Origin of the sequence: Pseudomonas sp. LAIL14HWK12:I10 (genome assembly GCF_900184205.1) — a bacterium.
Taxonomy (GTDB): domain Bacteria; phylum Pseudomonadota; class Gammaproteobacteria; order Pseudomonadales; family Pseudomonadaceae; genus Aquipseudomonas; species Aquipseudomonas kermanshahensis.
Genome location: NZ_FXWU01000007.1, coordinates 100,449 through 127,176 on the forward strand (window position 1 = coordinate 100,449; position 26,728 = coordinate 127,176).

Sequence of the window (26,728 nt, forward strand, 5' to 3'; positions counted from 1 at the left end):
TTTTATGATGGCCCCACTGGCCCTTTCGCGGGGCAAGCCCGCTCCCACAGGGAATGCGCTGCCCTTGAAGCCAGTGAGATCCTGTGGGCGGGCTTGCCCGCGAAGGGGCCGGCATAGGAAACACAGCACCATAGTGGCAATCCGATAAGCGTCCATTGCGCCCCGCCCCCTGCCTCTGCAACAATCGCGAATAATTATCGTTAGTTAATGCATTCGTTCCGGGGGGACGCTGCTTGTCTTCTGCACACAGCCCACACGCCGAGCTGGTCGGTGCGCTTTACCGCGACCATCGCAGCTGGCTGCTCGCCTGGCTGCAACGCAGCATGGCCTGCCGTCAGCGTGCCGAAGACCTGAGCCAGGACACCTTCGTGCGCCTGCTCGGCCGTGATCGGCTGGAAACGCCCCGCGAGCCGCGCGCCTTTCTGGCCGCCGTGGCCAAGGGGCTGATGTTCGACCATTTCCGCCGCACCGCGCTGGAGCAGGCCTACCTGGCCGAGCTCGCCCTGCTGCCCGAAGCCGAACACCCCTCCCCGGAAACCCAACACCTGATTCTCGAAGACCTCAAAGCCATCGACCGCCTGCTGGGCAAGCTGTCGAGCAAAGCGCGGGCGGCCTTCCTGTACAACCGCCTGGACGGCATGGGCCATGCCGACATCGCCGAGCGCCTTGGCGTTTCGGTCTCGCGGGTACGCCAGTACATCGCCCAAGGCTTGCGCCAGTGCTATGTGGCCTTGTACGGGGAGCCGACGTGAACGGCTCACCGGTATCGTCCCGCGTCCTGGAAGCGGCCATCGCCTGGAAGCTGAGCTTGGATGAAGGCAGTGGCACGCCTGATGAGCGCAACGCGTTCATGCGCTGGCACGCCGCCAGCGAAGAGCATGCCCGCGCCTGGCGCCAGTTGGGCAGCCTCGACCAGCGCGTGAGCGCCGCTGCCGGGCCTGCGCGCCAGGCACTGCTGCAGTCGCGGGCCGGGCTGCGGCGGCGCATCGGCAAGGTTGGCAGCGGCCTGGCCGGGATGTTGCTGCTGGGTTCGCTGCTGGCCTGGGTCGGCGCCCCCTCGCTGTCACCGAACTACTGGCTCGCCGACCAACGCACAGCCACCGGCGAGCTGCGCACCCTGCGCCTGGAAGACGGAACCCTGCTGAGCCTGAACACCCATACCGCGGTGGATATCGACTACCAAGGCGAGCAACGGGTGATCGTGCTGCACCAGGGCGAGATCTCGGTCGAGACTGGCCACCAAGACCCACGCCCGTTGCTGGTACGCACCGACGACGGTCGCCTGCGCCCGCTGGGCACACGCTTCCTGGTACGCCGTGAGGCACAGGGCACACGCCTGGAAGTGCTGCAGGCCTCGGTCGCGGCCATGCCGCTGAACAGTGGCGACGAGCAGGTGTTGCGCGAAGGCCAGCAGGTGCTCATGGATGCCAACGGGCTTGGCCAGGTCGGCACAGTCGCCGTCGGCGCCGATGCCTGGACCCGCGGCATGCTGGTGGTGGACAACGTGCGCCTGGCTGACTTGCTGGCCGCGCTTGGGCATTACCGCAGCGGCCATCTCGGGGTGGCTGACGAAGTTGCCGACCTGCGTGTCACCGGCAGCTTCCCGCTGACCGACACCGACCTAGCCCTGGCGTCGCTGGAGCCGGCACTGCCGGTGCAGATCGAGCGGCATACGCCGTGGTGGGTGACCGTCAAGGCCAAATAGCGATCTGTTGTTCAAACGCCATCCGCTGTAGGAGCAGCCTTGCGCTGCGAAGAGGCCCGCAACAACACAGTGGATCTTCGCTGCTTTCACTAGCCTCTTCGCAGCACAAGGCTGCTCCTACAGCGGATGGCGTTTGAACGGGCATCGCCGGTTCTTGAAGTCTTTTTACTTTTTTTTCGACAAGCCCTGTCACTTTTGAAATCTCGCTCGGCAAGGAAGCAGTTAGCACTTATCCGTCTTGGAGCCGCTGCATGTCCCGTACTGTCGATCGTATCCTGCGCCCCAGCCTGATGGCCCTGGCCATTGGCCTGGCCGCGCCGCTGGCCAGCCCTGCCCTGTTCGCCGCCGAGCAATCCGCCCAGCGCGCCTACGACCTGCCTAGCGCGCCCTTGGCCAGCACCCTCAACCAGATCGCCAGCCAATCAGGCATCGCCCTGGCCATCGACCCGGCCTTGGTCAGCGGCCGCACCTCGGCCCCGGTCAACGGCCAGTACGACGGCATCGGCGCCTTGCAGGCCGCCCTGCGCGGCACTGGGTTGCAGCTGCAGCAGAGCAGCGTTGGCAGCTACAGCCTGGTGGCCGTCCCGGACGGCACCCTGGCACTGCCGGAAACCACCGTGAACGCCGACAGCGTCAGCGAAAGCGCCTGGGGCCCGGTAGAGGGCTACCTCGCCCAGCGCACCGCCGCCGGCACCAAGACCGATACCGCGCTGGTCGAAGTCCCCCGCTCCATCTCTGTTGCCACGCGCCAGCAAATGGCCGACCGCGGCGTGCACAGCCTGGATGATGCCGTGCGCTACATGCCCGGCATCGTGTCTGCCAGCTTCGGCAGCGACACACGCTATGACTGGATGCGCGTGCGTGGCTTCGAGCCGACCCAGTTCCTCGATGGCCTGCCGCTGCCCCGTGGCGTGTACGCCAACCCGAAAGCCGAAACCTGGAACCTCGACCGCCTCGCACTGCTGCGCGGCCCAGCGTCCTCGATCTACGGGCAAACCCCACCGGGCGGCCTGCTGGATATGGTCAGCCGTCGCCCTCAAGCTGAAAGCGCCCACGAAATCGAACTGCAGTATGGCAGCGACAACCACCGCCAGATCAACTTCGCCAGCACCGGCAAAATCGACGACCAGGGCCAGTTTCTGTACAGCGTCAGTGGCGTGATCCGCGATGGCGGCACCCAGATCGACCATATCGACGACAAGCGCTACAACATCGCCCCGAGCCTGACCTGGAACATCGACGACGACACCTCGCTGACCTTGCTGACCCAGTTCACCCGCGACGATACCGGCGCCACCAGCCAGTTTCGGCCGATCCAGGGCACCAAGATCGACATGCCGTTCGGCAAGGTCTCCCACCACAAAAACCTGGGCGATCCGGACTACGAGTTCTACGACCGCACCTACTACGCGCTGGGCTATGCCTTCGAGCATCGCATCAACGATGTCTGGCAGTTCCGCCAAAACCTGCGCTACACCAAGTCGGACCTGGCGTTCCAGACCATCACCCCCGGCAGCTACTACGAGGGCGGTGGGCCAGTGCAAGACGATGGGACTGTCAGCCGCATGTCCACCAACGTCGACGAAGACATCAGCCAATTCGCCGTGGACAACAACTTCCAGGCTGACTTCGCCAGCGGGGACATTACCCACACCCTGCTGATCGGCCTGGACCACCAGCGCGTCAACACCAACTACCTGTCGATTTACGGCTTCAACGTACCGAACAGCAACGTCAACAACCCGGTTTACGGGCTGCCGATCACCCGCCCGGATCGCTCCACGGCGTTCTATGACTACAACCAGAAAACCCGTCAGACGGGCCTGTATGTCCAGGACCAGATGGCACTGAACAACTGGCGCCTGACCCTGGGTGGCCGGGAAGATTGGGTGCACACCGGCACCAAGTACCTCAACCAGGGCGATGCCACCAACACCCAACGTGACAAGCAGTTCAGCGGCAACGCGGCGATCAGCTATGTGTTCGACTCGGGCTTTGTACCGTATCTGTCGTATGCGGAGTCGTTCCAGCCGGTCAGCAATGCCGCCGTGTCTGCCACGGAGTCGTTCAAACCGACCGAAGGCAAGCAATGGGAGCTGGGTATCAAATACCAACCGCCAGGTTCCAACACGTTGCTGTCGGCAGCCGTGTATGACCTGACCCAGAAAAACGTCTCGGTCACCAACACCATCGGCAACGTGAGCGTCACCAGCCAGACTGGCGAAGTGAAAGTGCGCGGCCTGGAGCTGGAAGCGGTATCCGACGTCAGCGAAAACCTCAAGCTGACCGCTGCCTACACCTTGGCCAAGTCCGAAGTGCAAAAGGGCGACTACAAAGGCAACCGCCTGCAACTGATGCCCAACCAGCAAGCCTCGCTGTGGGCCGACTACACCTGGCACAGCGGCGTGCTTGACGGTTTTGGCATCGGCGGTGGCGCGCGCTACACCGGCAATACCTATGGCGACCAGGCCAACACCTACCTGGGCAAGGCCAATGCCTACACCGTGTTCGATGCCTCGGTGCACTACGACCTCGGCCGCCTGAACAACAGCCTCAAAGGTGCGTCGGTGGCGGTCAACGCGACCAACGTGTTCAACAAGGACTACCTCTCCACCTGTGACAGTTACTACTGCTACTACGGAGATGAGCGCAGCGTCGTCGCCAGCGCCACCTACAAATGGTGATGACCTGACGACCCACGCGCGCCGACCAAGCCGTCCTTCAAGGGGCGGCTTTGGTCTTTCTGGACGTCGAGAAACAAAATGAAATGAAAAGCTCAACCATCCGCCGCTGGTCCTTCATCCACACCTGGAGCAGCCTGGTCTGCACCCTGTTCCTACTGTTGCTGGCCCTCACCGGCCTCCCGCTGATCTTCCACCACGAACTGGAACACCTGCTCGGTGACGCTCCTGAACTGCGCGAGATGCCCGCCGGCACCCCGCACCTCGACCTGCAACAGTTGGTGCTCAAGGCCGAGCAACACCGCCCCGGCGAGGTGATGCAGTACTTTGGCTATGACGAGGACGAGCGCAACGGCGTGGTGGCGATCATGGCCGCGACCGCCGGCACCGAGCCCAATGCGTCGCACACCTTCATGCTCGACGCCCGCACCGGCGAAGCCGTTGCCATGCCGGCTGCGAACGGCGGGTTCATGATGGTCATGCTGCGCCTGCACGTGGACCTGTTCGCCGGCCTGCCTGGCAAGTTGCTGCTGGCGTTCATGGGCGTGCTGTTCGTCGTGGCGATCGTCTCTGGCACCGTGCTCTACGCGCCGTTCATGCGCCGCCTGGATTTCGCCACGGTGCGCCACGACAAGTCCCGCCGCTTGCGTTGGCTCGACCTGCACAACCTGATCGGCGTGGTGACCCTGGCCTGGGCGCTGACGGTTGGCGTCACCGGTGTGATCAGTGCACTGTCCGACCTGGTCATCGCCGCCTGGCGCAACGACAGCCTGGCCGCCATGGTCGCCCCCTACCGTGATGCCCCGCCGCTCACCGAACGCGCTCCGGCCAGCCGCCTGTTGGCCATCGCTGAGCACGCGGCGCCCGGCATGCGCCCGGATTTCATCGCCTTCCCTGGCACGCGCTTTTCCAGCGAGCACCACTACGCCGTGTTCATGAAAGGCGCCACGCACCTGACCTCGCACCTGCTCACCCCGGTGCTGATCGATGCGCAGACCCTGCAGGTGACCGCCGTCGGCGAGCGGCCCTGGTACATGGACGCCATGGGCCTGTCGCAGCCGCTGCACTTCGGTGACTACGGCGGGCGCCCCATGCAGATCCTCTGGGCGGTGCTCGACGTGCTGACCCTCATCGTGCTCGGCAGCGGCCTGTACCTGTGGTGGGGCAAGCAGCGCAAACCACGGGAGGCCAAGCCATGAGCCACGCGTCGCGATCGACCACTAAGATTTTCGCCTGGCCGGCACTCATCGCCCTGCTCGGTGCCTTGGGCCTGTTCGCTGCGCTGCTGGGCGACGGCGCGTGGGATGGCTTGTCCTGGGTGGGCCTGGGCCTGCCGGCGTACTTGGCACTGCGCGGCTTCTGGCGGCGCTGAGGTAACGGGTTAACGCAGCCACCCGGCCAACGCGGTGCAGCATGGTCCTCTTTCACCAGGAGATAGGCCATGACACCGCTGCTGCGCCTCCAGTCGCTGGACAGCCAACTCGACGCACTACTGCCCCCCTTGCCGGGTGTGGAACACAGCCTCGACCAAGCCCTGAACACCCTGTTCCCCAACTCAGCGATCACCGCCCGAACCTTGTACTTCGGGCGCTTGCGCCTGCTGGACCTGGTCGGCTTTCACCTGTTCGACGGCGGCGCCTTCAAGCCACCGGCCGGTGCGCAAGCCCGACACGACGACCGCCCGCTCAACCTGCCAAGCGACTTCAACGCCCACATCGAACGCTTCTGCGCGACGCTTCGCCAAGGCTTGCATGCGCGCCTGGCCAGCTATTGGCTAGCGCGTGACGAAAAAGGGCTGAGCCGGCAAACACGCCTGGCCACCCTGCGCCGCGATCAACTGCTCACCGAGATGCGCTTGCGCAGCCACGACCAGACCTTGTCTGTGGAGCACGCCCGGTTGCTGACTACTTGCCTTGAATACCCACAGCCCTGGCAACGCCAGCACCTGCCCGCCGCCAGCCGCCCGCAGCTGTACCGCCCGTTGCTGTCGGGCTCGGCGCCCAACTGGCGCAGCCACTTGCCAGGCGTGCTGATCCTCACCGAGAACGGCCCGGAGGGCCGCTTGCTCGACGCGCAGGAACCGGTCGGGCGGGTGCTTTTGTGCAGCATCGTGCATGGCATCGAAGCGTTCGACAGCCTGGCCGCCTTGCACGTGGAATTATGCGAACGCCTCGAAGACCCGGTGCAGAGCGAACCGCTGACCAGACTGCTGGTGGTGAGCGAAGAACGCCAAAGAGCCCAGCGGGCCGAACGCCTGCGCTACGACTGGTTCAGCGAGGACCTCGCCGAAGCGCAGGCACTGGCCATTCGCGAGGCCCATGGCAAGCGCCTGACCGCCGCCTGGCAGGCCGCCTGGGCGCAGGGGCTGCAACGCAATATCGAACACCTCGACGCCCAACTGGGCAACGCACTGGATCTGCACCGCGAGCTCGGCAGCCAAGGTCCAGTAGCCACCCGCTATGGCCTGTTGCTGGAAAAGCACATGCCCGACTGGTTGCGCTCGACCTCGCAGCAAGGCGTTGCCCACATCATGCAAGCCATGCAAGAGCAGGTGGCGGCCATCAAGGCCGCCGCCGCGCCAGGCATCCTCACGTTGGAGCAGTTCAACCAACGCCACACCCTGCTGGCCTGGGTGCGCCAGCGGCTGCGCGAGTTTCTGCAGCAAGACCCCGGCATCGACACCGCACCCGAGCAGATCTCGATCAGCGTGACCCTGGCGCGCCAGGTCGGCCCCGTCAGCAACCCGCTCGACACCAGCGCCTACATCCCCGTGGCCAGCCGCCCGCACGCTGGCGGGACGATTGAACTGGTCAACCAAAGCTACCGGTTGGATGAACTGGCACTGCTCAATATCGCCTGGTTCGACGTCGATTACTGGCTGACCGCCCGCGTGCACCTCGACGCGGATCAGCCGCTGCCAGCCCTGACGCCACTGCGGGTCAAGCAGATCGTACGGCGCCTGAATGCCGGCAGCGGCTACCAAGCCTACCTGCGCACCCAACTGCTCGATTCGCCCCATGGCCGCTGGCGCCAGCAAGCCTACGCGCAACTGTGCCGCACGCGCATGCACGCCGAAGCGGTCAAGGCGCGTTATGCCGGGCATTTTCAGCCGAGCACGATCGAGCAGGGGTATGGTTGGGCCGACTGCGTCATTCACTCACCCGACAGCCACAATCGGCCGCACCGCAACGAACAACAGGTGATCGCCCGGCAGATGCTGATCCAGGGGCAAACCCTGCAAGGTGTCGTGCTGCTGGTCTCGCCAGAGCACGCTTACCGCATCGTGGTCTACAGCCCCGACGCGCCAGACCGCCGCCCCTGGCGTGAATACAACAACGCTCGGGCGCTGATCCGCGCCGTGCGCAGCGATGCGAAGTTGCGCCACTATGTGTTGCAACGCTTGCCGCTGGGCAACCGAAGAAGCCTGGAGGCACTGCTGGTACAGGGCCGCCTGGGCTCACACATCAGCTTGCAGACCATCACCGGCAACCTGTACGACGCCCTCTACCGCGCCGAGGTCAACACCCTGATGGCCCAAGCCAATGCCGTGACCCGCAGCAATCAAGAGCTGCTGGGGGAGTTTTCGGTCAATGTGCTCAGGCTGGTGCTGGATATCCTCACCCTGGTGCTGCCGCAGGCGGGCTCGACCGCACTGGCGTTCGGGCGCATGGGCATTTCCATCTGGGACGGTTTCGAAGCGCTCGACCGGGCCGACCATAACGGCGCGCTCCATCACGCAGTCGCCGCTCTTGGCCACGCCACCGCGGGGATCAACGACATGGCAGGCTCTGGGCTGATGCGCCGGGTCATGCGCGGCCTGCCCAAGCCGCCACCGGTGCCGCTGCCCCGGCATTACGAGGCGACCCCTGACGTTGCAAAGCTGCGCTACCGCATCGACGCGCTGCACGACGAGGCCGTGTACGAACAGCAGTCGGCGAGCCCCGGCCTGTCGCAGTACTACGTGAGGGATAACCTGGGCCGCTACTTCAATGTCACCTTCGACGGCACACGCTGGCGCGCCACCGACCCGAACCAGCCGAACACCTACCTGAAGCTGCCGATCAAGCGCTGCCTGGATGGCAGTTGGGTGGTCGACTCCCCAGTGCTCTGGTACGACGGGTTGCCGAATATCCAGCAACTGTTGGAAGACTGCCGCCTGTCCACCCCGTTACAAGGCACCGCGAGCGAAGACGATGCCCAGCTGATTCAGGACAACACCACGCTGTACCTGCAACTAGGCAGCCACCAGTTACCCGTGCGCCGCCATCTGCTCGCCGCTCACTACCACCTGGTACTGCCTGAGACGCTGCGCGGCGCGGTGCCCGCGTGGGCAGTGCTGCGCTGGCAGGATGCGCAATGGCGCATCCGCGTGCGCCAGACCGGCCGCAGCAGCAACTGGCTGGCGCTGCCGGCAGCTTATTCGGACAACCGCGGCAGCAACCGGTCCAGCCGCTGATGCAAGGCACTGTCACGCGGCCAGTTGCGCAGCAGCCGCGCCCGGTCACGGGCATAGGCCGGGGCGAAGCTGAGCTGGGTGGCGTGCTGGCACATGGCATCGAGGTCGATCAGCGACCACTGGCCGTTATCCCAGAACAGGTTATGGCCCTTGAAGTCGCCATGGCTGATGCGCTCGCGGATCAGTTGCTGCATGACCTTCACCAGCGCGTCGACCTGCTCTTCAGGTGCCTCGCCGTTTTCCACATAGGGCGCGAAGCACGCGGTCAGGTCCGGGCCATCGACATAATCGGTGACCAGGTAGGCACGGCTGCGCAGGCCCATGACACGCTCCTCTAGCACTGCCAGAGGGCGTGGCGTGGCAATGTCGAGAAATTCCAGGCGGTGGCCTTCGATCCACGAGTGCCAGGCACGGCTAGGGCGCCAGAAGCGCTTGAACCAGTGCGCGGTGTTCTTGATGTTGTAGCGTTTGAGCACCAGTTGCCGGCCATCGACCTCGATGCGGGCCACACTGGCGGCGCCACCGGTCTTGTACAGGTGGCCTTTGTCGATCAGCTCATCGGCATGCTCCAGCACCGGCAGCATGGCCTGCACCTCAGCGCGGCGAATCGCCCGCAGGCCCGAAAGGCTGCGCTTGACGCTGAACAGCGAGCACTCGCGGCCGGCCTTTTCCAGGTAGTCCTTCTGGCGCCAGCTGCGCACCTTGTCCACCTGCTTCTGCAGCGCTTCGAGTGGCAGCGCGTGCTCGGCATTGGCCAACAGGTAATGTACCAGCAGCTCTTCGATGAACGGCTCAAGGCGCTTGGGCAATTGGGCGAAGAACACGCCGAGGTTTTCCAGCACCCGCGGGCGCGACAACTGCTGGCCCGGGGTCTCGGCCTTGATGCCCGCGCCGTCGATCAGGTACAGCTTGCCGCCATGGCGCAGCAGGTTGTCCAGGTGCAGGTCTTCCTGCCACAAGCCCTTGGCGTGCATCTGCGCCACCGCAGTCAGCGCCTCACCCAACACCGCATGTTGCTCGTCTGCCAGTACGGGCAGGTGCTCCACGGCGGCCCAGGCATCAGCCAGGCTTTCGGCGCCATCCAGAAACGCGAACAGCAGCCAGCCGCCCTCGCCTTCCTTCAAACCATCGGCCAGCAGTTTCGGCGTGGTCAGGCCCTGCTCGGCCAGCCACTTGACGCCTTGCAGCTCGCGCTGGAAGTGCCGGGCAGCATTGCTGCCCACCAACAGCTTGGCCAGCACCGGCGTGCCGCGCCAGACACCAGCACCCACATAACGCTGGCCGGGCAGCACGCGCAGCAGGCTGAGCAGTTGCAGCTCGGCGCTGCCGGCGGCATCGGCCAAGCTCACGTTCAGGGGCAACGCCGGGGCGCGCCCGGCCTCTTTCAGTTCAGACAAACGCATCAGCGGGCCTCTTTTTCACGACGGCGTTGCGTCAGGCGTTGCAGCCAGGTGCCGACCAGCGTGCTGTCCGCCGGCTGCACCAGGTAGGCTGCCAGCAGGTGGCGCACATCCGCCTCGCTCCAGGCCCGCGCACGGCGCAACAGGGGCTCCAGGTCCTTGAGCCGGTCACGCATGCCGAACAGCAGGGGCCGGGTTTTTTCCAGGTCGATCAGCTGGGCATCCCAGCCTTCGCGGCGTTGCCGTAGGAAGATGTGCTTGGGGTAGAAGCAGCCGTGCACCTGGCCAGCGCTGTGCAGCGTGCGCGCCAACTGGCCGCAGGCCTCTAGGATGCCGTTGCGTTCGGCATCGCCCAACTGCGGCCACTGAGCCAGCAGGCTGTCCAGGTCGGCCCACTCGTCCAGGGCACGGGTCATGAGGATCGCCCGGTGCTCGCCGGCCTGCTTGCGCTCGCCATAGAACACCGCTTGCAAGGCCGGAATGTGCAGCTTCTGGTAGCGGCTGATGTTGCGGAATTCGCGGGCGAAGGTTGGCTCGCCGAATGGCCGGTGCAAGGTACGGGTGAGGTAGTCGCTCTGGCGCTTGAGGTAGTAGCCCTTGCCTTCGAGTTCCAGGCGGAACACGCTGCTCCAGCCCCCACGCCCGGTGTTGGGCTCGTCCACGGCATCGAGCTGTAGCGCCCACAGCGCGTCGAAATCGTTCAAGCCGTGGCGTTTGAGCAGCGCGAGGTCCGCGCTGGCCAGGTAATCGGTCATTCCCTTCCCTCGAAAAAGCTCAGCACTTGGCGAATCCGCTGCTTGTCGCGGGCGTTGAGCCTGTCGCGACCACGGTATTGCAGGTAGAAACGCAGGCGCTGGGTCGCCGACAGGTGGTATTTGGCGACCTTGTCCAGGCACGCCAAGTCTTTGATCATCCGGTGCCGCCACATGAAGCCGCGCCAGAAGTCGCCGGTCGGGCAGTCGATGAAGAACAGCGTGCCCTGGTCGTCGACCAGCAGGTTGCGCCACTTCAAGTCGTTGTGGGCAAAACGGTGCTCGTGCATGACCCGGGTGTGGCGCGCCAGTTGGCGGCTGACGTGGTCGACCCAGGCGGGGTCTGCCAGGCGCGGGTCTTTGCGTTCGGCCAAGGCCGACAGGTCTTCGGTGCGCGGCAACTCACGGGTGATCATCGCCCCGCGGCCAAACGCCAGGCCATTGCGCTCCAGGCCCCAGGCGACCACTTCGGCGGTGGGAATGCCCCACTTGGCGAACTGCTTGAGGTTTTGCCACTCGGCCTTGATGCGCGGCCGGCCGAGGTAGCGGCGCATGTGCTTGCCCGCCCCGGTGTAACGCTTGACGTAGTAATTGACGCCCTCGCGCTCGATGCGCACCACTTCACTGAGCGGGTCGCGGGTCAGGCGTTCACCCTGCAGGGCGAAGACTGCGTCAAGGCTGCCGAAATCCGCCGCCAGGTGTTCGTAGCCTGGCGCCAGTGTCCAACCCGCCATCAGAGTGCATCCCCATAGCGTTGTTTGCGGTCATAGAGTTTCTGCGCCTTGCGTTCCAGCCAGGCGAGCAGCGCGGCCTCGTCGGCAAGCACTTGGCGCAGCGGGCGCTGGAAGTAGCCACGCAAAAAGCGCAGCTTGTCGCGCCGGGTCAGGCCGATGTCCAGCGCCGAGAAGTACAGCGCGGCCAGGTCTTTGTCACGCCAGCGGCGGCTGATTGTCGCCCGGGTCTGGGCACGGTGCAGGTCGATGACCGACAGTTTGAAGTCTTCTGGCGTCACCGGGCGATCGGTGTGCAGCAGGAAGTGGCAGATGTAGCAGTCGCGGTGGTTGACCCCGGCGCGGTGCATGCCGCCAGTCATCTTCGCCACTTCGGCGATCAGCGCACGCTTGAGGCGTGGCGCGGGCGGCTGCTTGACCCAGTCGATACTGAAGTCTTCCAGGCTGATGGTCGGCGCCAGTTCTTCGGTCACGATGAACGAATGCTGAGTGGCCGGGTTGCTGCCGCGCTCGCCATAGGCGACGGCGGTCATGGTCGGCACGCCGACCTCGTGCAGGCGCTGGATGGCTCGCCATTCCTGGCCGGCACCGAGCACCGGCAGCTTGGCGCTGAACAGGTTCTTGAAGATCTCACCCCAGCCGATGCCGCGGTGGATCTTGACGAAAAACCCCTCGCCCTCGACGACGGTGCGCAGCGTGCGGCGCCCTTCCAGCTCGCGGTACACCTCGCCTTGCAGCGCTTCCACGGCCTCGAAGGCATCACGCCCGGCCCACAAGCGCTTGAAGGGTTCGGCCAGTATCAGCTTCATGCGGTCTCCTGCCCCAGGATCACATCAGCAGCATGCTGCGGCATGCTGTACAGGTCGGCCGTATCGGCAAAGGCCAGGCCGTTGCGCGACCAGTCGGCACGGGCCTGCGGGTCTTCGAGCATGCGTTGCAGGTAGCCGTTGAGCTGTTCCTGTTCGAACGGCTCGTCCAGCACCAAGCCGCTGTCGGCTTCGGCGATGTAATGGGCATAGCCACACACCTTGGAAACCAGCACCGGCAGGCCTGCCACCAGCGCTTCGAGCAGCACGGTGCCGGTGTTTTCGTTGTAGGCCGGGTGGATCAGCAGGTCAGCGCCCAGCAGGAAGCGTGGGATATCGCTACGCCCCTTGAGGAACTGCACCTGGTCGCCCAGGCCGAGGGTGGCGCTCTGCAACTGGAAGACCTTGGGGTCGTCCTGGCCGATGACCATCAACCGGGTGCGCTTGCGCAAGGCCGACGGCAGCGCGGCCAAAGCCTTGAGGCTGCGGTCGACGCCCTTGGTCTTGAAGCCCGAACCGATCTGCACCAGCAGCAGGTCATCGTCGCCCAGGTTGAATTCCTGGCGGAACTCGGCGCGGATCTGGGCGGCGTTGGCCGGCGCCCGACGGTCCTGGGAAATGCCCGGCGGCAGCAGGTGGAAGCGTTCAGCCGGGGTGCCGTAGTGTTTGACGAACAGCGGCTGCTGCACCTCCGAGATCATCAGCACCTCGGTTTTCGAATCTTTGGCGAACACCGCCCGCTCGTACTCGGCAAAGTGCCGGTAGCGGCCCCAGCGCTTATAGAGGCCACCACGCAGGGTCTGAGCCTTGTCCTCGAAGCAGCCGTCGGCGGCGTAGTACACGTCCAGCCCCGGCATCTTGTTGAAGCCAATCAGGCGGTCGACCGGGCGCTTGGCCAGGTCGGCTTCCATCCAGGCGCTGAGCTTCTCGTTGCGGCGGTGGTTGAACAGCGCCTTGACCGGCGCCACCAGCACTTCGAAGCCAGGCGGAATGTCACCTTCCCAGATCAGTGTGTACACACGGATCTGGTGGCCCCGCTTCTGGCATTCCAGGGCAATGCGCATGAAATCGCGCTGCAGCCCGCCAAAGGGGAAATATTTGTAAAGCACGAAAGCCAGTTGCATCAACGAACATCCTCAGCCAGCAGCAGCGCGCTCAAGCGGCTCGCCACATGCTCGGGATTCAGGCGAGTGAAGCACAGCGGCCACTCGCGTTTGAGATCGAACCGGCGCAGGTCATCGGCGCTCGGCTTGTAGGTGCACTTTTTCTGCAGGCACGGCGCACAGGGGAAATCGCTGGCCTGGTGAACCTGGGCGCGGCCATAGGCGCCGGTCAGGCCCGGGTTGGTCGGGCCGAACAGTGAAATGGTCGGCACATCCAGCGCCGCAGCCAAATGGCCCAGGCCGGTGTCCACCGCCACGCAGGCCTTGGCCGCCGCCAGCACGCGGGCAACGCCGACAAGGTTCAACTTGGGCAGTACCTGGCAGTTATTCAAGCCCTGGGCGATACGTTCGGCGCGTGCCTTCTCGGCCGGGTTGCCCCACGGCAGGCGCACTTGCAGCTTGCGCCGGCCCATGCGCTCGGCCAGCTCGCGCCAGTAAGCCTCGGGCCAATGCTTGGTGGCCCAGGTGGTGCCGTGCAGGAACACCACGTAGGGCGCAGCGGGCGGCAATTGCAGGCGATCGAGGTCGAGGCCGTAGTTGCCGATGCCTTCCGGCAAGTCGTAGGCCAGGGCCAGGGCGAACAGCTGGCGCACACGTTCGACCGCGTGCTGGCCCGTGGCGACCGACAGGCGCCGGTCATAAAAACGGCTGGCCAGGCCTTCGCGCGCCGAGTAGCGGTCTAACCCTGCCACCGGTGCCTTGACGTAGCGGGTCAGCCAGGCCGACTTGACCAGGCCCTGGGCATCGATCACCAGGTCGTACTTGCGCGCGCGAACGCGCTGCTTGAACGCCTTCCACTCGCCGCTCTTGAGGGTCTGCCAGATGTTCTTGCGCCAGCGACGGATCGCCACCGGGATCACCTGGTCGACTGCCGGGTGCCAGCTGGGGATCTCGGCAAAGCCTTCTTCCACCACCCAGTCGAAACGAATGCCCGGTATCGCATGGGCGGCATCGGTGATCGCCGGCAGGGTGTGGATCACATCCCCCAGCGACGATGTCTTGATGATCAGTACCCGCACTTAGTCGACCTCGGCCACGGTATCGATCAGGTTCGGACCGCCCAGGCTGTGCAAGGCGGCGATGACTTGCTGCGGGTCGAGCAGGCGCAGGCAGTTGTAGTGGCCGAAGCGGCAGGTGCGGTCGAAGCACGGGCTGCATTCGATGCCGGTGCGCACCACTTCCACCTGCTCGGCCAGCGGCGGCGTGAAACCCGGCGAGGTCGAGCCATACACGGCGACCAGCGGGCGATTCAGCGCGGCCGCCACGTGCATCAGCCCGGAGTCGTTGGACACCACGGAATCGGCGCAAGACATCAGGTCGATGGCCTCGGCCAGCGAGGTTTCGCCGGCCAAGTTGTAGGATTCTTCACGCAAGCCCGGGATCAGCCGGTCGCGGATCTGCTCGCCGACGGGGTGATCGCTTTTCGAACCGAACAACCACACCTGCCAGCCCTGGCGGATCATCGCCTCGGCCACGGCGGCGTAGTGCTCGGCCGGCCAGCGTTTGGCCTCGCCAAACTCGGCACCGGGGCACAGCGCCAACACCGGGCGGTCGAGTGCCAGGCCGAACTTGGCCAGGGCGGCGTCACGGCTCTGCGGTTCGATCTGCAGGCTGGGGCGCGGGTAAGGCTGTGGCAGCTCGACGCCCGGCGCGTAGGCCAGGGCCATGAAGCGCTCGATCATCAACGGGTAGCGTGCCTTGTCCAGCTTGCGCACGTCGTTGAGCAGGCCGAAGCGCATCTCGCCGCGCCAGCCGGTGCGCTTGGGAATACCGGCAAAGAACGGCACCAACGCCGATTTCATCGAGTTGGGCAGCAGAATTGCCTGGTCGTACTGGCCGGCCAGGGACTTGCCGATGCGACGTCGGGTGGCCAGTTCCAGCGCACCGTGGCCGAGCGGGAAGCTCAACGCTTGGCGCACCTCGGGCATGCGTTCGAGGATCGGCCGGCTCCATTCGGGCGCCAGCACGTCGATCACGCAGTCGGGGTGCTGCTGTTTCAGGCACTGGAACAAGGTCTGCGCCATTACCATGTCGCCGACCCAGCTGGGGCCAATGATCAGTATTCTCATGCTTAGTCCAGAAACGCTCGGGGAGGCTACAGGCTGCGGTACAGCCTGGCCTCCCCTCTTTATATTCAGGCTATGTGGCGGACAGTGTAACACCGGTGGTGGGGCATGGACCTTTGGGGCTGCTTTGCAGCCCTTCGCGGCACAAGGCCGCTCCTACAGGGGCCCCAGCGGTATCAAGTCAAACCCAGCTCGCCCCAGATCCGCCGCACCTCGCGGCGTTCATCGGCAAACTGCGCCGCATCGATCACCCCGGCCTGCTTCTGCAGGGCCTGGCGGTGCGAGGCAGAACGGAACGCCTTGTACACTTCACGCAACAGCACCGCGTCACTGGCCGGCATCAAACCTGCCTGCTCCAGCTCTTCCAGAATGCGGATGTTATCGGTCCATCGGAGTATGGCCGGGTGGTCGTGAGACCAGGCCAAAGCCGCGTATTGCACCATAAATTCGATATCGACGATACCGCCGGCATCCTGCTTGATATCGAAGGGTACACCGGCCTCGAAGGCATTGGCTGCGGTGCCGGCAGCCGTGGCCTTGGTGCCAAGATTGCCGCGCATCTTGGCGCGCATCTCACTGACTTCGGTGCGCAACGTTTCAAGGTCACGGGGTTGGCCCAGGACGTTGGCGCGCACGCCTTCGAACGCCGCGCCCACCTGTTTGCAGCCGACCAGCACACGCGCACGCACCAAGGCCTGGTGCTCCCAGGTCCAGGCCTCATTCTGTTGATAGCGCTCGAAGGCACCGAGCGAGCTGACCAACAGCCCCGAAGCGCCGGACGGGCGCAGGCGCATGTCCACGTCATACAGCTGGCCAGAGTTGGTCTGGGTGGTCAGCAAGTGGATGATGCGCTGGCCCAGGCGGGTAAAGAACTGCGCGCTGTCGATCGGCTTGGCGCCATCGGTTTCGGCCTGGGGGTCGCCATCGTGAATGAACACCAGGTCCAGGTCCGAGCCATGGCCCAGTTCAAGCCCACCGACCTTGCCATAACCAATGATGATGAAGCCCGGGTCGCACAGGCTGCCGTCGCTGCGCTTGGGCTGGCCGTGGCGGGCTACGGTCTGGCGCCAGGCCAGGGCCAGCACCTGGTCGAGGATGGCTTCGGCCAGCCAGGTCAGGTAATCGCTGACTTTCATCAACGGCAGGTTGCCACTGATTTCCGAGGCCGCCACACGCAGGCTGTGGGCTAGCTTGAAGTGGCGCAGCGCCTCCATCTGCTGTTCCAGGTCGTCTTCGGGGATGCGCGTCAAACGCTCGCGCAGTTCGCTGGCCAGCTCCGGCGCCAATGGCGGGCTGAACAGCCGGTCTTCGTTGAGCAACTCATCGAGCAGCAACGGGTAGCGGGCGATCTGCTCGGCGATCCAGGGGCTGGCCGCGCACAGGGTCAACAGGCGGCGCAAGGCCCCCGGGTTTTCGGTGAGCAGCACCAAGTAGGCCGACCGCCGCGCAACCGCTTCGACCAGCGGCAGCACGCGTTCAAGCACCAGGTCAGGGTCTTGGTGCTCCACGGCCTGGGCCAGGAGCCTTGGAATAAAGGCGTCCAAACGTTCGCGCCCAATGCGCTGCATCGAGCGCAATTGCGGGCTGCCCCGCAACCCGGCGAGGCGACGCAATGCATCGGCGGGTTGTTTGAACCCGGCTTCCTCAAGCTGACGACAGGCGGCGTCTTCATCCTGCGCCTGCTCCCACAGCGGCGACCATTCGCCACCGACCACCAGTTCGCCCTCGCCGTCCTCATCATCCGGGTCGGCGATCACTTGGCGGAAGTGCCAATCGACCCGGCCGCGCCAGTACATCAATTGGTCATGGAAGCCCTGCCAGTCGGCGAAGCCGAGGATGTAGGCGACCCGCGCCTGGTCAATTTCATTGTCCGGCAGCATCTGCGTCTGGCGGTCGGCGATGGCCTGGATAGCGTGCTCGGTATAACGCAGGAATTCGTAGCCTTCACGCAACTCGGCCACCACCGCAGGTGGCAGGTAACCTTGCCCTTCGAGGGTCGCCAGCACCTTGAGCAAGGGCCGTTGCTGCAGGCTCAGGTCTCGCCCGCCATGAATCAGCTGGAAGGCCTGGGCGATGAACTCCACCTCGCGGATGCCGCCAGCACCCAGCTTGATGTTCTCGGACATGCCCTTGCGCCGTACCTCCTGCTGGATCAGCTGCTTCATGGTGCGCAGGGCTTCGATGGCCGAGAAGTCCAGGTAACGGCGGTAGACGAACGGGCGCAGCATCTCTTGCAACTGAGCGCCTGCCGCCTGGTCACCGGCCACCACCCGCGCCTTGATCATGGCGTAGCGTTCCCAGTCGCGGCCTTGGTCCTGGTAGTACTGCTCCAGGGCATTGAAGCTCAGCACCAGCGAACCGGCCGAACCGTAAGGGCGCAGGCGCATGTCGACGCGGAACACGAAACCGTCGACGGTGACCGGGTCCAGGGCCTTGATCAGGCGCTGACCCAGGCGGGTGAAGAACTCCTGGTTGTCCAGCGAGCGCTTCACCCCTTCAGTCTCGCCGCCCTCGGGGAAGGCGAAGATCAGGTCGATGTCCGACGACAGGTTCAGCTCCACCGCCCCCAGCTTGCCCATGCCCAGCACCACCATGTGCTGCGCGAGGCCGCTGCGGTGGCCGATGGGCGTGCCGAACTGCTGGCAATGGCGTGGGTACAGCCATTGATACGCTTCGTCGATGGCGGCGTCGGCAAGGTCGGACAGGTCACGGCAGGTTTCGCCCAGCTCGGCCTGGCGCGTAATGTCGCGCCAGATGATGCGCAACTGCTGGCGATTGCGCTCGCGCCGCAGGTTACGCGCCAGCTCGTCTTCGCTTTGCGCTGCCTGGGCCACTGCGGCGATCTGCCCGCGCAACTCGCCGGGCGCATAGCGGCGGTCCAGTTCACCACTGGCCACCTGGGCGAGCAGCATGGCCGGTTCGCGCTGGGCCAGGCCAAGGACGAAGTCGCTGGCGGCAGCAACTTGGTCAAACTGTTGCCGATGGGCCGGGCTGCAACCGTTCAGGTCGAGTTCGGGGTGGCCAGCCACAGCTTCGCTGAGGAACTGCTGATTACGAGCGACCAGCGGTTGCAGGGTGGCGGGCAGATCGAGCGGCAAAGGCAGGCGCATGGACTATCCTTGATCGGCGTGAAAGAGAGGGGTAAAGGCGGCCAAATGGAAGGCGGACCACGGTTGGACTGTCATACAAAAGTTGGAAATAGCTGAAAAAAAGCAATCACTGGCAAAAAACATCAAGAATCACCCGTTCGCGACACATCGCCAACCAACATGAACGTTTTTCCCCACAAGCCGGGGTGCGACCAAAAGCCGCATTTGTGTAGTTTTACTACTACCCCGACTGTCTAAAAGCATGAAATGCGAATGCATTTGTAGTAAAACTACACGGCGCCGGATCACACTCCGGTAATCCAAGAATTCACGACGTCTGCCCATAAGGCCAGTCGCAAACTCAGGCAATCGATTCTGGTTGCCTTTCCGCCCTGGAGCAAGCCATGCAAGACCTCGATCCAATCGAAACCCAGGAATGGCTGGATGCCCTGGAGTCGGTCCTCGACAAAGAAGGCGAAGACCGCGCTCATTACCTGATGACCCGTATGGGCGAGCTGGCCACCCGCAGTGGCTCCCAGCTGCCGTATGCGATCACCACGCCATACCGCAACACCATCCCTGTCACCCACGAAGCACGCATGCCTGGCGACCTGTTCATGGAACGCCGCATTCGCTCGTTGGTGCGTTGGAACGCGCTGGCCATGGTGATGCGCACCAACCTGAAGGACTCGGACCTGGGCGGCCACATCTCCAGCTTCGCCTCCAGTGCCACCCTGTACGACATCGGCTTCAACTACTTCTTCCAGGCCCCGACCGAAGAACACGGCGGCGACCTGGTGTTCTTCCAGGGCCACGCTTCGCCAGGCGTTTACGCCCGTGCCTTCATGGAAGGCCGCATCAGCGAAGACCAGATGAACAACTTCCGTCAGGAAGTGGACGGCAACGGCCTGTCTTCGTACCCGCACCCATGGCTGATGCCTGACTTCTGGCAGTTCCCGACCGTTTCGATGGGTCTGGGCCCGATCCAGGCGATCTACCAGGCGCGCTTCATGAAGTACCTGGAAGCCCGTGGCTTCATCCCGGCCGGCAAGCAGAAGGTCTGGTGCTTCATGGGCGACGGCGAGTGCGACGAGCCGGAATCCCTGGGCGCAATCGCCCTGGCTGGCCGCGAGAAGCTGGACAACCTGATCTTCGTCATCAACTGCAACCTGCAGCGCCTCGACGGCCCGGTTCGCGGCAACGGCAAGATCATCCAGGAACTCGAAGGCGTGTTCCGTGGCGGTGGCTGGAACGTCAACAAAGTCGTCTGGGGCCGCTTCTGGGACCCACTGCTGGCCAAGGACACCAACGGTGCCCTGCAGCGCCGCATGGACGAAGTCATCGACGGCGAGTACCAGAACTACAAAGCCAAAGACGGCGCGTACGTGCGTGAGAACTTCTTCAACACCCCAGAGCTCAAGGCCATGGTCGAAGACCTGTCCGACGAAGAGATCTGGAAGCTCAACCGTGGCGGCCACGACCCGTACAAGGTCTACGCGGCTTATCACCAGGCGGTGAACCACAAAGAGCAGCCGACTGTCATCCTGGCCAAGACCATCAAGGGTTACGGCACCGGTGCAGGCGAAGCCAAGAACACCGCGCACAACACCAAGAAGGTCGACGTCGACAGCCTGCGTCACTTCCGTGACCGCTTCGACATCCCGGTCAAGGATGCTGACCTTGAGAACCTGCCGTTCTTCAAGCCGGAAGAAGGTTCTGCCGAAGCCAAGTACCTGGCCGAGCGCCGCGCTGCCCTGGGTGGCTTCGTGCCGCAACGTCGCGCCAAGAGCTTCAGCGTGCCGACCCCATCCCTGGAAACGCTGAAAGCGATCCTGGACGGCTCGGGCGACCGCGAAATCTCCACCACCATGGCCTTCGTGCGCATCCTGGCGCAGCTGGTCAAGGACAAGGAAATCGGCCAGCGCATCGTCCCGATCATCCCGGACGAAGCCCGTACCTTCGGTATGGAAGGCATGTTCCGCCAGTTGGGCATCTACTCGTCCGTCGGCCAGCTCTACGAGCCAGTCGATAAAGACCAGGTGATGTTCTACCGCGAAGACAAGAAGGGCCAGATTCTCGAGGAAGGCATCAACGAAGCCGGCGCCATGTCGTCGTTCATCGCTGCCGGTACCTCGTACAGCTGCCACAACCAGCCGATGCTGCCGTTCTACATCTTCTACTCGATGTTCGGCTTCCAGCGTATCGGCGACCTGGCCTGGGCCGCTGGCGACAGCCGCACCCGTGGCTTCCTGATCGGCGGTACCGCCGGCCGTACCACCCTCAACGGTGAAGGCCTGCAGCACGAAGACGGTCACAGCCACATGATGGCGGGCACCATCCCGAACTGCCGCACCTACGATCCGACCTACGGCTACGAGCTGGCGGTGATCATCCAGGACGGCATGAAGAAGATGACCGAAGAGCAACAGGACATCTTCTACTACATCACCGTGATGAACGAATCCTACCAGCAGCCAGCCATGCCGGCCGGTGTCGAGGAAGGCATCATCAAGGGTATGTACCTGCTCGAAGAAGACACCCGCGAAGCCGCGCACCACGTTCAGCTGATGGGCTCCGGCACCATCCTGCGCGAAGTCCGCGAAGCAGCGAAGATCCTGCGTGAAGAGTTCAACGTCGGTGCCGACGTGTGGAGCGTCACCAGCTTCAACGAACTGCGTCGCGACGGCCTGGCCGTGGAACGCGCCAACCGCCTCAAGCCTGGCCAGAAGCCTCAGCTGACTTACGTCGAAGAATGCCTGAACGGTCGCAAAGGCCCGGTCATCGCCTCCACCGACTACATGAAGCTGTTCGCCGAACAGATTCGCCAGTGGGTGCCGAGCAAAGAGTTCAAAGTCCTGGGTACCGACGGTTACGGTCGCAGCGACAGCCGCAAGAAGCTGCGTCACTTCTTCGAAGTTGACCGCCACTTCGTGGTGCTGGCTGCCCTGGAAGCCTTGGCTGACCGTGGCGAGATCGAACCGAAAGTGGTGGCTGACGCTATCGTCAAGTTCGGCATCGATCCGGACAAGCGCAACCCACTGGACTGCTGAGGAGTATTTTTAAGTGAGCGAACTCATTCGCGTACCTGACATCGGCAGCGGTGAAGGTGAAATCATCGAGCTGTTCGTCAAGGTCGGTGACCGTATCGAGGCTGACCAGAGCCTGCTGACCCTGGAGTCCGACAAGGCCTCCATGGAGATCCCGGCCCCTAAGGCCGGCGTGATCAAAGAGCTGAAGGTCAAGCTGGGCGATCGCCTGAAAGAAGGCGACGAGCTGCTGGTGCTGGAAGCCGAGGGCGCTGCGGCGTCCGAGGCGCCAGCCGCCGCACCTGCCCCTGCCGCTGCGCCGGCCGCCGCTGAAAAGCCGGCCGCCGAAGCCGCGCCTGCGCCTGCTGCAGCCCCGGCTGCCGCCAGCGTGCAAGACATCCACGTGCCGGACATCGGCTCGTCGGGCAAGGCCAAGATCATCGAAGTGCTGGTCAAGGTCGGCGACACCGTCGAAGCCGACCAGTCGCTGATCACTCTGGAGTCCGACAAGGCCTCCATGGAGATCCCATCGCCTGCTGCTGGCGTGGTCGAAGAAGTGCTGTGCAAGCTGGAAGATGAAGTCGGCACTGGCGACCTGATCTTCAAGCTGAAGGTTGCTGGCGCAGCGCCGGCTGCCGCACCGGCTCCGGCCGCTGCTGCACCGGCCAAGGCTGAGGCTGCGCCTGCTGCCGCACCTGCCGCTGCCGCCCCGGCTGCTGCCCCTGCTCCGGTCGCTACTGCGCCGGCGGCTGGCAACAACGCCAAGGTGCACGCTGGCCCAGCCGTCCGTCAGCTGGCCCGTGAATTCGGTGTCGAGCTGGGCGCTGTCGCGGCCACCGGCCCGCATGGCCGCATCCTGAAAGAAGACGTGCAGGTTTACGTCAAAGCGATGATGCAGAAGGCCAAGGAAGCCCCGGCAGCCGCCGGCGCAACCGGCGGCGCTGGCATCCCGCCAATCCCTGCCGTGGACTTCAGCAAGTTCGGTGAAGTGGAAGAAGTGGCCCTGACCCGCCTGATGCAGGTCGGTGCCGCCAACCTGCACCGCAGCTGGCTGAACGTGCCGCACGTGACTCAGTTCGACTCCGCTGACATCACCGAGCTGGAAGCCTTCCGCGTGGCGCAGAAGGCCGTGGCCGAGAAGGCTGGCGTCAAGCTGACCGTGCTGCCACTGCTGCTCAAGGCCAGCGCATTCCTGCTCAAGGAAATGCCGGACTTCAACAGCTCGCTGGCGCCAAGCGGCAAGGCGATCATCCGCAAGAAGTACGTGAACATCGGCTTTGCCGTGGACACCCCGGATGGCCTGCTGGTCCCTGTGATCAAGAACGTCGACCAGAAGAGCCTGCTGCAACTGGCTGCCGAAGCCGCTGCACTGGCCGAGAAAGCGCGCACCAAAAAGCTGTCGGCCGACGACATGCAAGGCGCCTGCTTCACCATCTCCAGCCTCGGCCACATTGGCGGCACCGGCTTCACGCCGATCGTCAACGCGCCTGAGGTGGCGATCCTGGGCGTTTCGAAGGCAACCATGCAGCCAGTCTGGGATGGCAAAGCCTTCCAGCCGAAGCTGATGCTGCCGCTGTCGCTGTCCTACGATCACCGTGTGATCAACGGCGCTGCCGCCGCGCGCTTCACCAAGCGCCTGGGCGACGTGCTGGCGGATATCCGCACCCTGCTGCTGTAAGGCGGCACGCTGCCCCTCGCAAGAGGGGCAGTACCCTTTTCGAGCTGCCACGCTCGTACCTCAACCCCGTCATTTGGCGGGGCTTTTTTTTGCCTGCGGCTCACACCTCACCGGTTTTTTTGTAGGAGCAGCCTTGTGCTGCGAAAGGGCGGGTACCACCGCCAACATTTGCAGCGCCTGGCAGGGCCTCTTCGCAGCACAAGGCTGCTCCTACAAGGGGTGCGCCTATAGTTTGTGGTACCTCTGCCGATAACCCGTACACAGCATCACACATGGCCGCTTGCCAGCCCTCGGGACATGATGCAACCTTGCCAGATACGCCGCCGACCAGGCCGTGTTTCCCTCTTCAAGCGAGTCTTCGATGAAAAGCCAACCCGATGCCGCCAGCCGTGTGGCGGCCGAGGTCGTCACGCAGCTACCCGTGCCCTCGCGGCTCGGCATGCTGCGTTTCGAAAGGCTCAACGAAGCCACCTGGGCCATGCTCTACCTCGACCCCACCTGCGAACGCCAGTTCGGCCTGCAGGCAGGCGAGCTGTGCGCCTTGGTCGATTCGCCCTATGCCAGCCTGATGGAGCCCGAAGCCCGCTACAGGCTGCACGACGAAATCCAGTCGCAGCTTGCCCGGCGTGGCTACTACCGCGTGCGCTACACCTTGCATGCCCCTGGCGCGTCACTGCGCCTGCTGGAGGCCGGGGAAGCCTACAGGCAACACAACCGGCAACTGCTGCGCGGCTACCTGAGCGTACTCGACGACCCGCCCGAAGACGCCGCCGACCCCGACGCCAGTGACCTGGAATCGCGCAACAACCGCCTGCAACTGGCCCTGCAGCTCAACCAGCGCGCCCAGCAAGAACAGCTTGAACACCTGGAGCGTGTGCGTGGCCAGCAAGACCTGATCCTGCGCCTGGCCCGCCAGCGTTACAGCGCAGAGAACTCGCTGCTCGAAGCCGCCGAGCTGATCACCCAGAGCGCCTGCGAAATCTACAAGGTCGACAGCGCCAGCATCTGGCACCTGGAAGGCCAGCGCCTGGAGCCGATCAGTGCCTGGTACCGCCACGAGCAGGAACATCGCCTGCCCGAAGCCATCGATGCCAGCCACTTTCCCGACTACCTCGACGCACTGCACGCCAGCCGCGCCATCGACGCTCATAACGCCAACCACGACCCGCGCACCCGCGCCCTGACCCAGAGCCTGTGCCCCGACAACAAAGCCATGCTCGATGCCAGCGTGCGCGTCGATGGCCAGGTAATCGGGGTGTTGTGCCTGGAGCAGAGCGGCCAGCCGCGGGCCTGGCAGTCCGATGAAATCGCCTTTGCCGGTGAGCTGGCCGACCAATTCGCCCAGGTCATCACCAACCACAACCGACGCACCGCGGCCAGCGCCCTGCACCTGTTCCAGCGCGCGGTGGAACAAAGCGCCAGTGCCTTTTTGCTGGTCAACCGCGACGGCGTGGTGGAATACGTCAACCCAAGCTTCACGGCGATCACCCAGTACAGCACCGATGAAGTCCAGGGCCGCCAACTGGCCGAGCTGCCAGCCCTGGAAAACCTCAGCGAGCTGCTGTTCGATTCGCCATCGAGCCTGGCCATGGGCAACAGCTGGCAAGGTGAATTCAAGAGCCGGCGCAAAAACCTTGAGCCCTACTGGGGCCAACTGTCGATATCCAAGGTGTATGGCGACAACCGTGAGCTGACCCACTACATCGGCATCTACGAAGACGTCACCCAGACCAAGCTGGCCCAACAGCGCATTGAGCGCCTGGCCTACACCGACAACCTGACCAACCTGGGCAACCGCCCGGCGTTCATCCGCAGCCTCGACGAGCGCTTTGCCCGTAACAGCGAGAGCTCGATGTGCCTGCTGCTTGTGGACATCGACAACTTCAAGCGCATCAACGACAGCCTTGGCCACCAGACCGGCGACAAGCTGTTGGTCAGCCTGGCCCGCCGCCTGCGCAACAGCCTCAGCGCCGGTGGCATCCTGGCGCGCTTCGCCAGCAATGAGTTCGCTGTGCTGCTCGACGACACCCGCCTGGAAGACGGCCAGGACGTCGCCCAGCAGTTGCTGCACACCCTCGACAAGCCAATGTTCGTCGACAACCAGCTGATCAACGTCACCGCCTCGGTGGGCCTTGCCTGTGCGCCGCTGCACGGCATCGACCCGGCGAGCCTGATGAAAAACGCAGGCCTGGCGCTGCACAAGGCCAAGGCCAACGGCAAGCACCAGGTGCAGGTGTTTACCGAAGTGCTCAATGCCGAGGCCAGTTACAAGCTGTTCGTCGAGAACAACCTGCGCCGCGCCCTGACCCAGAACGAACTGGAAGTGTTCTACCAGCCCAAGCTGTGCCTGCGCAGCGGCCGCCTGCTGGGGTTGGAAGCACTGCTGCGCTGGAACCACCCCGAGCGCGGCATGATCCGCCCGGACCAGTTCATCAGCGTGGCCGAGGAAACCGGCCTGATCATCCCCATCGGCAAGTGGGTGGTGCGCCAGTCGTGCCGCATGAGCCAGCAACTGCGCGAGGCCGGCCTGGGCAACTTGCACGTGGCCATCAACCTGTCGCCCAAGCAATTCTCCGACCCGGACCTGGTAGCCTCGATCAGTTCGATCCTCAAGGAAGAAGCGCTGCCCTCGCACCTGCTGGAGCTGGAGCTGACCGAAGGCCTGCTGCTGGAAGCGACCGAAGACACCCACCGCCAGCTCGACGAGCTCAAGGCCCTGGGCCTGACCCTGGCGATGGACGATTTCGGCACGGGCTATTCGTCGTTGAGCTATTTGAAGAAGTTTCCGATCGACATCATCAAGATCGACCGCAGCTTCATCAACGAAATCCCGGATAACCAGGACGACATGGAAATCACCTCGGCGGTGGTGGCCATGGCCCACAACCTCAAGCTCAAGGTGGTCGCCGAAGGGATCGAGACCCCAGCGCAGCTGGCGTTTCTGCGCAGGCACCGGTGCGACGTGGGCCAGGGGTACCTGTTCGATCGGCCGATTCCGGGGCGTGAACTGGCCGAGCGACTGAAGCGCTATCCGCGCGGTCCAATGGCCTGACAGCAGCGTTAACCTCGGGCACTATAGAGTCCATTCGGGCCCTTTTGCAGCAGTGCGCGCTCCCTGTAGGAGCAGCCTTGTGCTGCGAAGGCCTCACCACCAATCCAACTGAAAAAACACAGA

Annotated in this window: 17 protein-coding genes; 9 read left to right on the forward strand and 8 right to left on the reverse strand. The window is 64.3% G+C overall.

Annotated features, from left to right (window positions below; genetic code table 11):
- Positions 1-233: 233 nt before the first annotated feature.
- From QOS90_RS16985 to QOS90_RS17010, 6 genes are all read left to right on the forward strand, one after another.
- Positions 234-752 carry an RNA polymerase sigma factor gene (locus QOS90_RS16985; RefSeq protein ID WP_027594337.1) on the forward strand — a complete coding sequence of 173 codons (519 nt, stop codon included), beginning with the start codon at positions 234-236 and terminating at the stop codon, positions 750-752.
- Positions 749-1,705, forward strand: a complete 957-nt coding sequence (locus QOS90_RS16990; protein WP_085274052.1) for a FecR domain-containing protein — start codon at positions 749-751, stop codon at positions 1,703-1,705. The genes QOS90_RS16985 and QOS90_RS16990 overlap by 4 nt, the downstream gene beginning before the upstream one ends.
- A gap of 251 nt (positions 1,706-1,956) precedes the next feature.
- Positions 1,957-4,389 carry a TonB-dependent siderophore receptor gene (locus QOS90_RS16995; RefSeq protein ID WP_085274051.1) on the forward strand — a complete coding sequence of 811 codons (2,433 nt, stop codon included), beginning with the start codon at positions 1,957-1,959 and terminating at the stop codon, positions 4,387-4,389.
- A gap of 83 nt (positions 4,390-4,472) precedes the next feature.
- Positions 4,473-5,585, forward strand: coding sequence for a PepSY-associated TM helix domain-containing protein (locus QOS90_RS17000; RefSeq protein WP_085274083.1), 1,113 nt, complete (start codon positions 4,473-4,475; stop codon positions 5,583-5,585).
- The gene (locus tag QOS90_RS17005) at positions 5,582-5,758 is read left to right on the forward strand and encodes a hypothetical protein (RefSeq protein WP_172960334.1); all 177 of its coding nucleotides are present in this window, start codon (positions 5,582-5,584) and stop codon (positions 5,756-5,758) included. Before QOS90_RS17000 ends, QOS90_RS17005 begins: the two co-directional genes overlap by 4 nt.
- A gap of 69 nt (positions 5,759-5,827) precedes the next feature.
- Positions 5,828-8,842: a dermonecrotic toxin domain-containing protein gene (locus tag QOS90_RS17010; RefSeq protein WP_085274050.1), complete on the forward strand. Its 3,015-nt coding sequence runs from the start codon at positions 5,828-5,830 to the stop codon at positions 8,840-8,842.
- Here the strand turns inward: QOS90_RS17010 and QOS90_RS17015 are convergent.
- The 8 genes from QOS90_RS17015 to glnE form a co-directional block, all read right to left on the reverse strand.
- Positions 8,803-10,245 carry a lipopolysaccharide kinase InaA family protein gene (locus QOS90_RS17015; RefSeq protein WP_085274049.1) on the reverse strand — a complete coding sequence of 481 codons (1,443 nt, stop codon included), beginning with the start codon at positions 10,243-10,245 and terminating at the stop codon, positions 8,803-8,805. The genes QOS90_RS17010 and QOS90_RS17015 overlap by 40 nt on opposite strands.
- Positions 10,245-10,997: a lipopolysaccharide kinase InaA family protein gene (locus tag QOS90_RS17020; RefSeq protein WP_085274048.1), complete on the reverse strand. Its 753-nt coding sequence runs from the start codon at positions 10,995-10,997 to the stop codon at positions 10,245-10,247. The genes QOS90_RS17015 and QOS90_RS17020 overlap by 1 nt, the downstream gene beginning before the upstream one ends.
- Entirely contained in the window at positions 10,994-11,728 is a 735-nt protein-coding gene (locus QOS90_RS17025; protein WP_085274047.1) for a lipopolysaccharide kinase InaA family protein, read from the reverse strand. Before QOS90_RS17025 ends, QOS90_RS17020 begins: the two co-directional genes overlap by 4 nt.
- Positions 11,728-12,534 (reverse strand): lipopolysaccharide core heptose(I) kinase RfaP, encoded by an 807-nt coding sequence (rfaP, locus tag QOS90_RS17030; RefSeq protein ID WP_085274046.1) that lies wholly within the window; start codon positions 12,532-12,534, stop codon positions 11,728-11,730. Before rfaP ends, QOS90_RS17025 begins: the two co-directional genes overlap by 1 nt.
- The gene (locus QOS90_RS17035; RefSeq protein WP_027594328.1) at positions 12,531-13,655 is read right to left on the reverse strand and encodes a glycosyltransferase family 4 protein; all 1,125 of its coding nucleotides are present in this window, start codon (positions 13,653-13,655) and stop codon (positions 12,531-12,533) included. The genes rfaP and QOS90_RS17035 overlap by 4 nt, the downstream gene beginning before the upstream one ends.
- Positions 13,655-14,713 (reverse strand): lipopolysaccharide heptosyltransferase I, encoded by a 1,059-nt coding sequence (waaC, locus tag QOS90_RS17040; RefSeq protein WP_027594327.1) that lies wholly within the window; start codon positions 14,711-14,713, stop codon positions 13,655-13,657. Before waaC ends, QOS90_RS17035 begins: the two co-directional genes overlap by 1 nt.
- A complete protein-coding gene (gene waaF / locus QOS90_RS17045) occupies positions 14,714-15,763 on the reverse strand; it encodes a lipopolysaccharide heptosyltransferase II (protein WP_085274045.1) in 1,050 nt (349 codons plus the stop codon).
- A 173-nt stretch (positions 15,764-15,936) separates the two neighbouring features.
- Positions 15,937-18,870: a bifunctional [glutamate--ammonia ligase]-adenylyl-L-tyrosine phosphorylase/[glutamate--ammonia-ligase] adenylyltransferase gene (glnE, locus tag QOS90_RS17050; protein WP_085274044.1), complete on the reverse strand. Its 2,934-nt coding sequence runs from the start codon at positions 18,868-18,870 to the stop codon at positions 15,937-15,939.
- A 383-nt stretch (positions 18,871-19,253) separates the two neighbouring features.
- Between glnE and aceE the strand changes: the two genes are divergently transcribed.
- The 3 genes from aceE to QOS90_RS17065 all read left to right on the forward strand — a co-directional run bounded on the left by aceE (position 19,254) and on the right by QOS90_RS17065 (position 26,605).
- Positions 19,254-21,899 carry a pyruvate dehydrogenase (acetyl-transferring), homodimeric type gene (gene aceE, locus QOS90_RS17055; protein ID WP_027594324.1) on the forward strand — a complete coding sequence of 882 codons (2,646 nt, stop codon included), beginning with the start codon at positions 19,254-19,256 and terminating at the stop codon, positions 21,897-21,899.
- Between the two features lie 13 nt (positions 21,900-21,912).
- Positions 21,913-23,553: a dihydrolipoyllysine-residue acetyltransferase gene (gene aceF, locus QOS90_RS17060; protein WP_085274043.1), complete on the forward strand. Its 1,641-nt coding sequence runs from the start codon at positions 21,913-21,915 to the stop codon at positions 23,551-23,553.
- A 361-nt stretch (positions 23,554-23,914) separates the two neighbouring features.
- A complete protein-coding gene (locus tag QOS90_RS17065; RefSeq protein ID WP_027594322.1) occupies positions 23,915-26,605 on the forward strand; it encodes a putative bifunctional diguanylate cyclase/phosphodiesterase in 2,691 nt (896 codons plus the stop codon).
- The last annotated feature ends 123 nt before the right edge of the window (positions 26,606-26,728 follow it).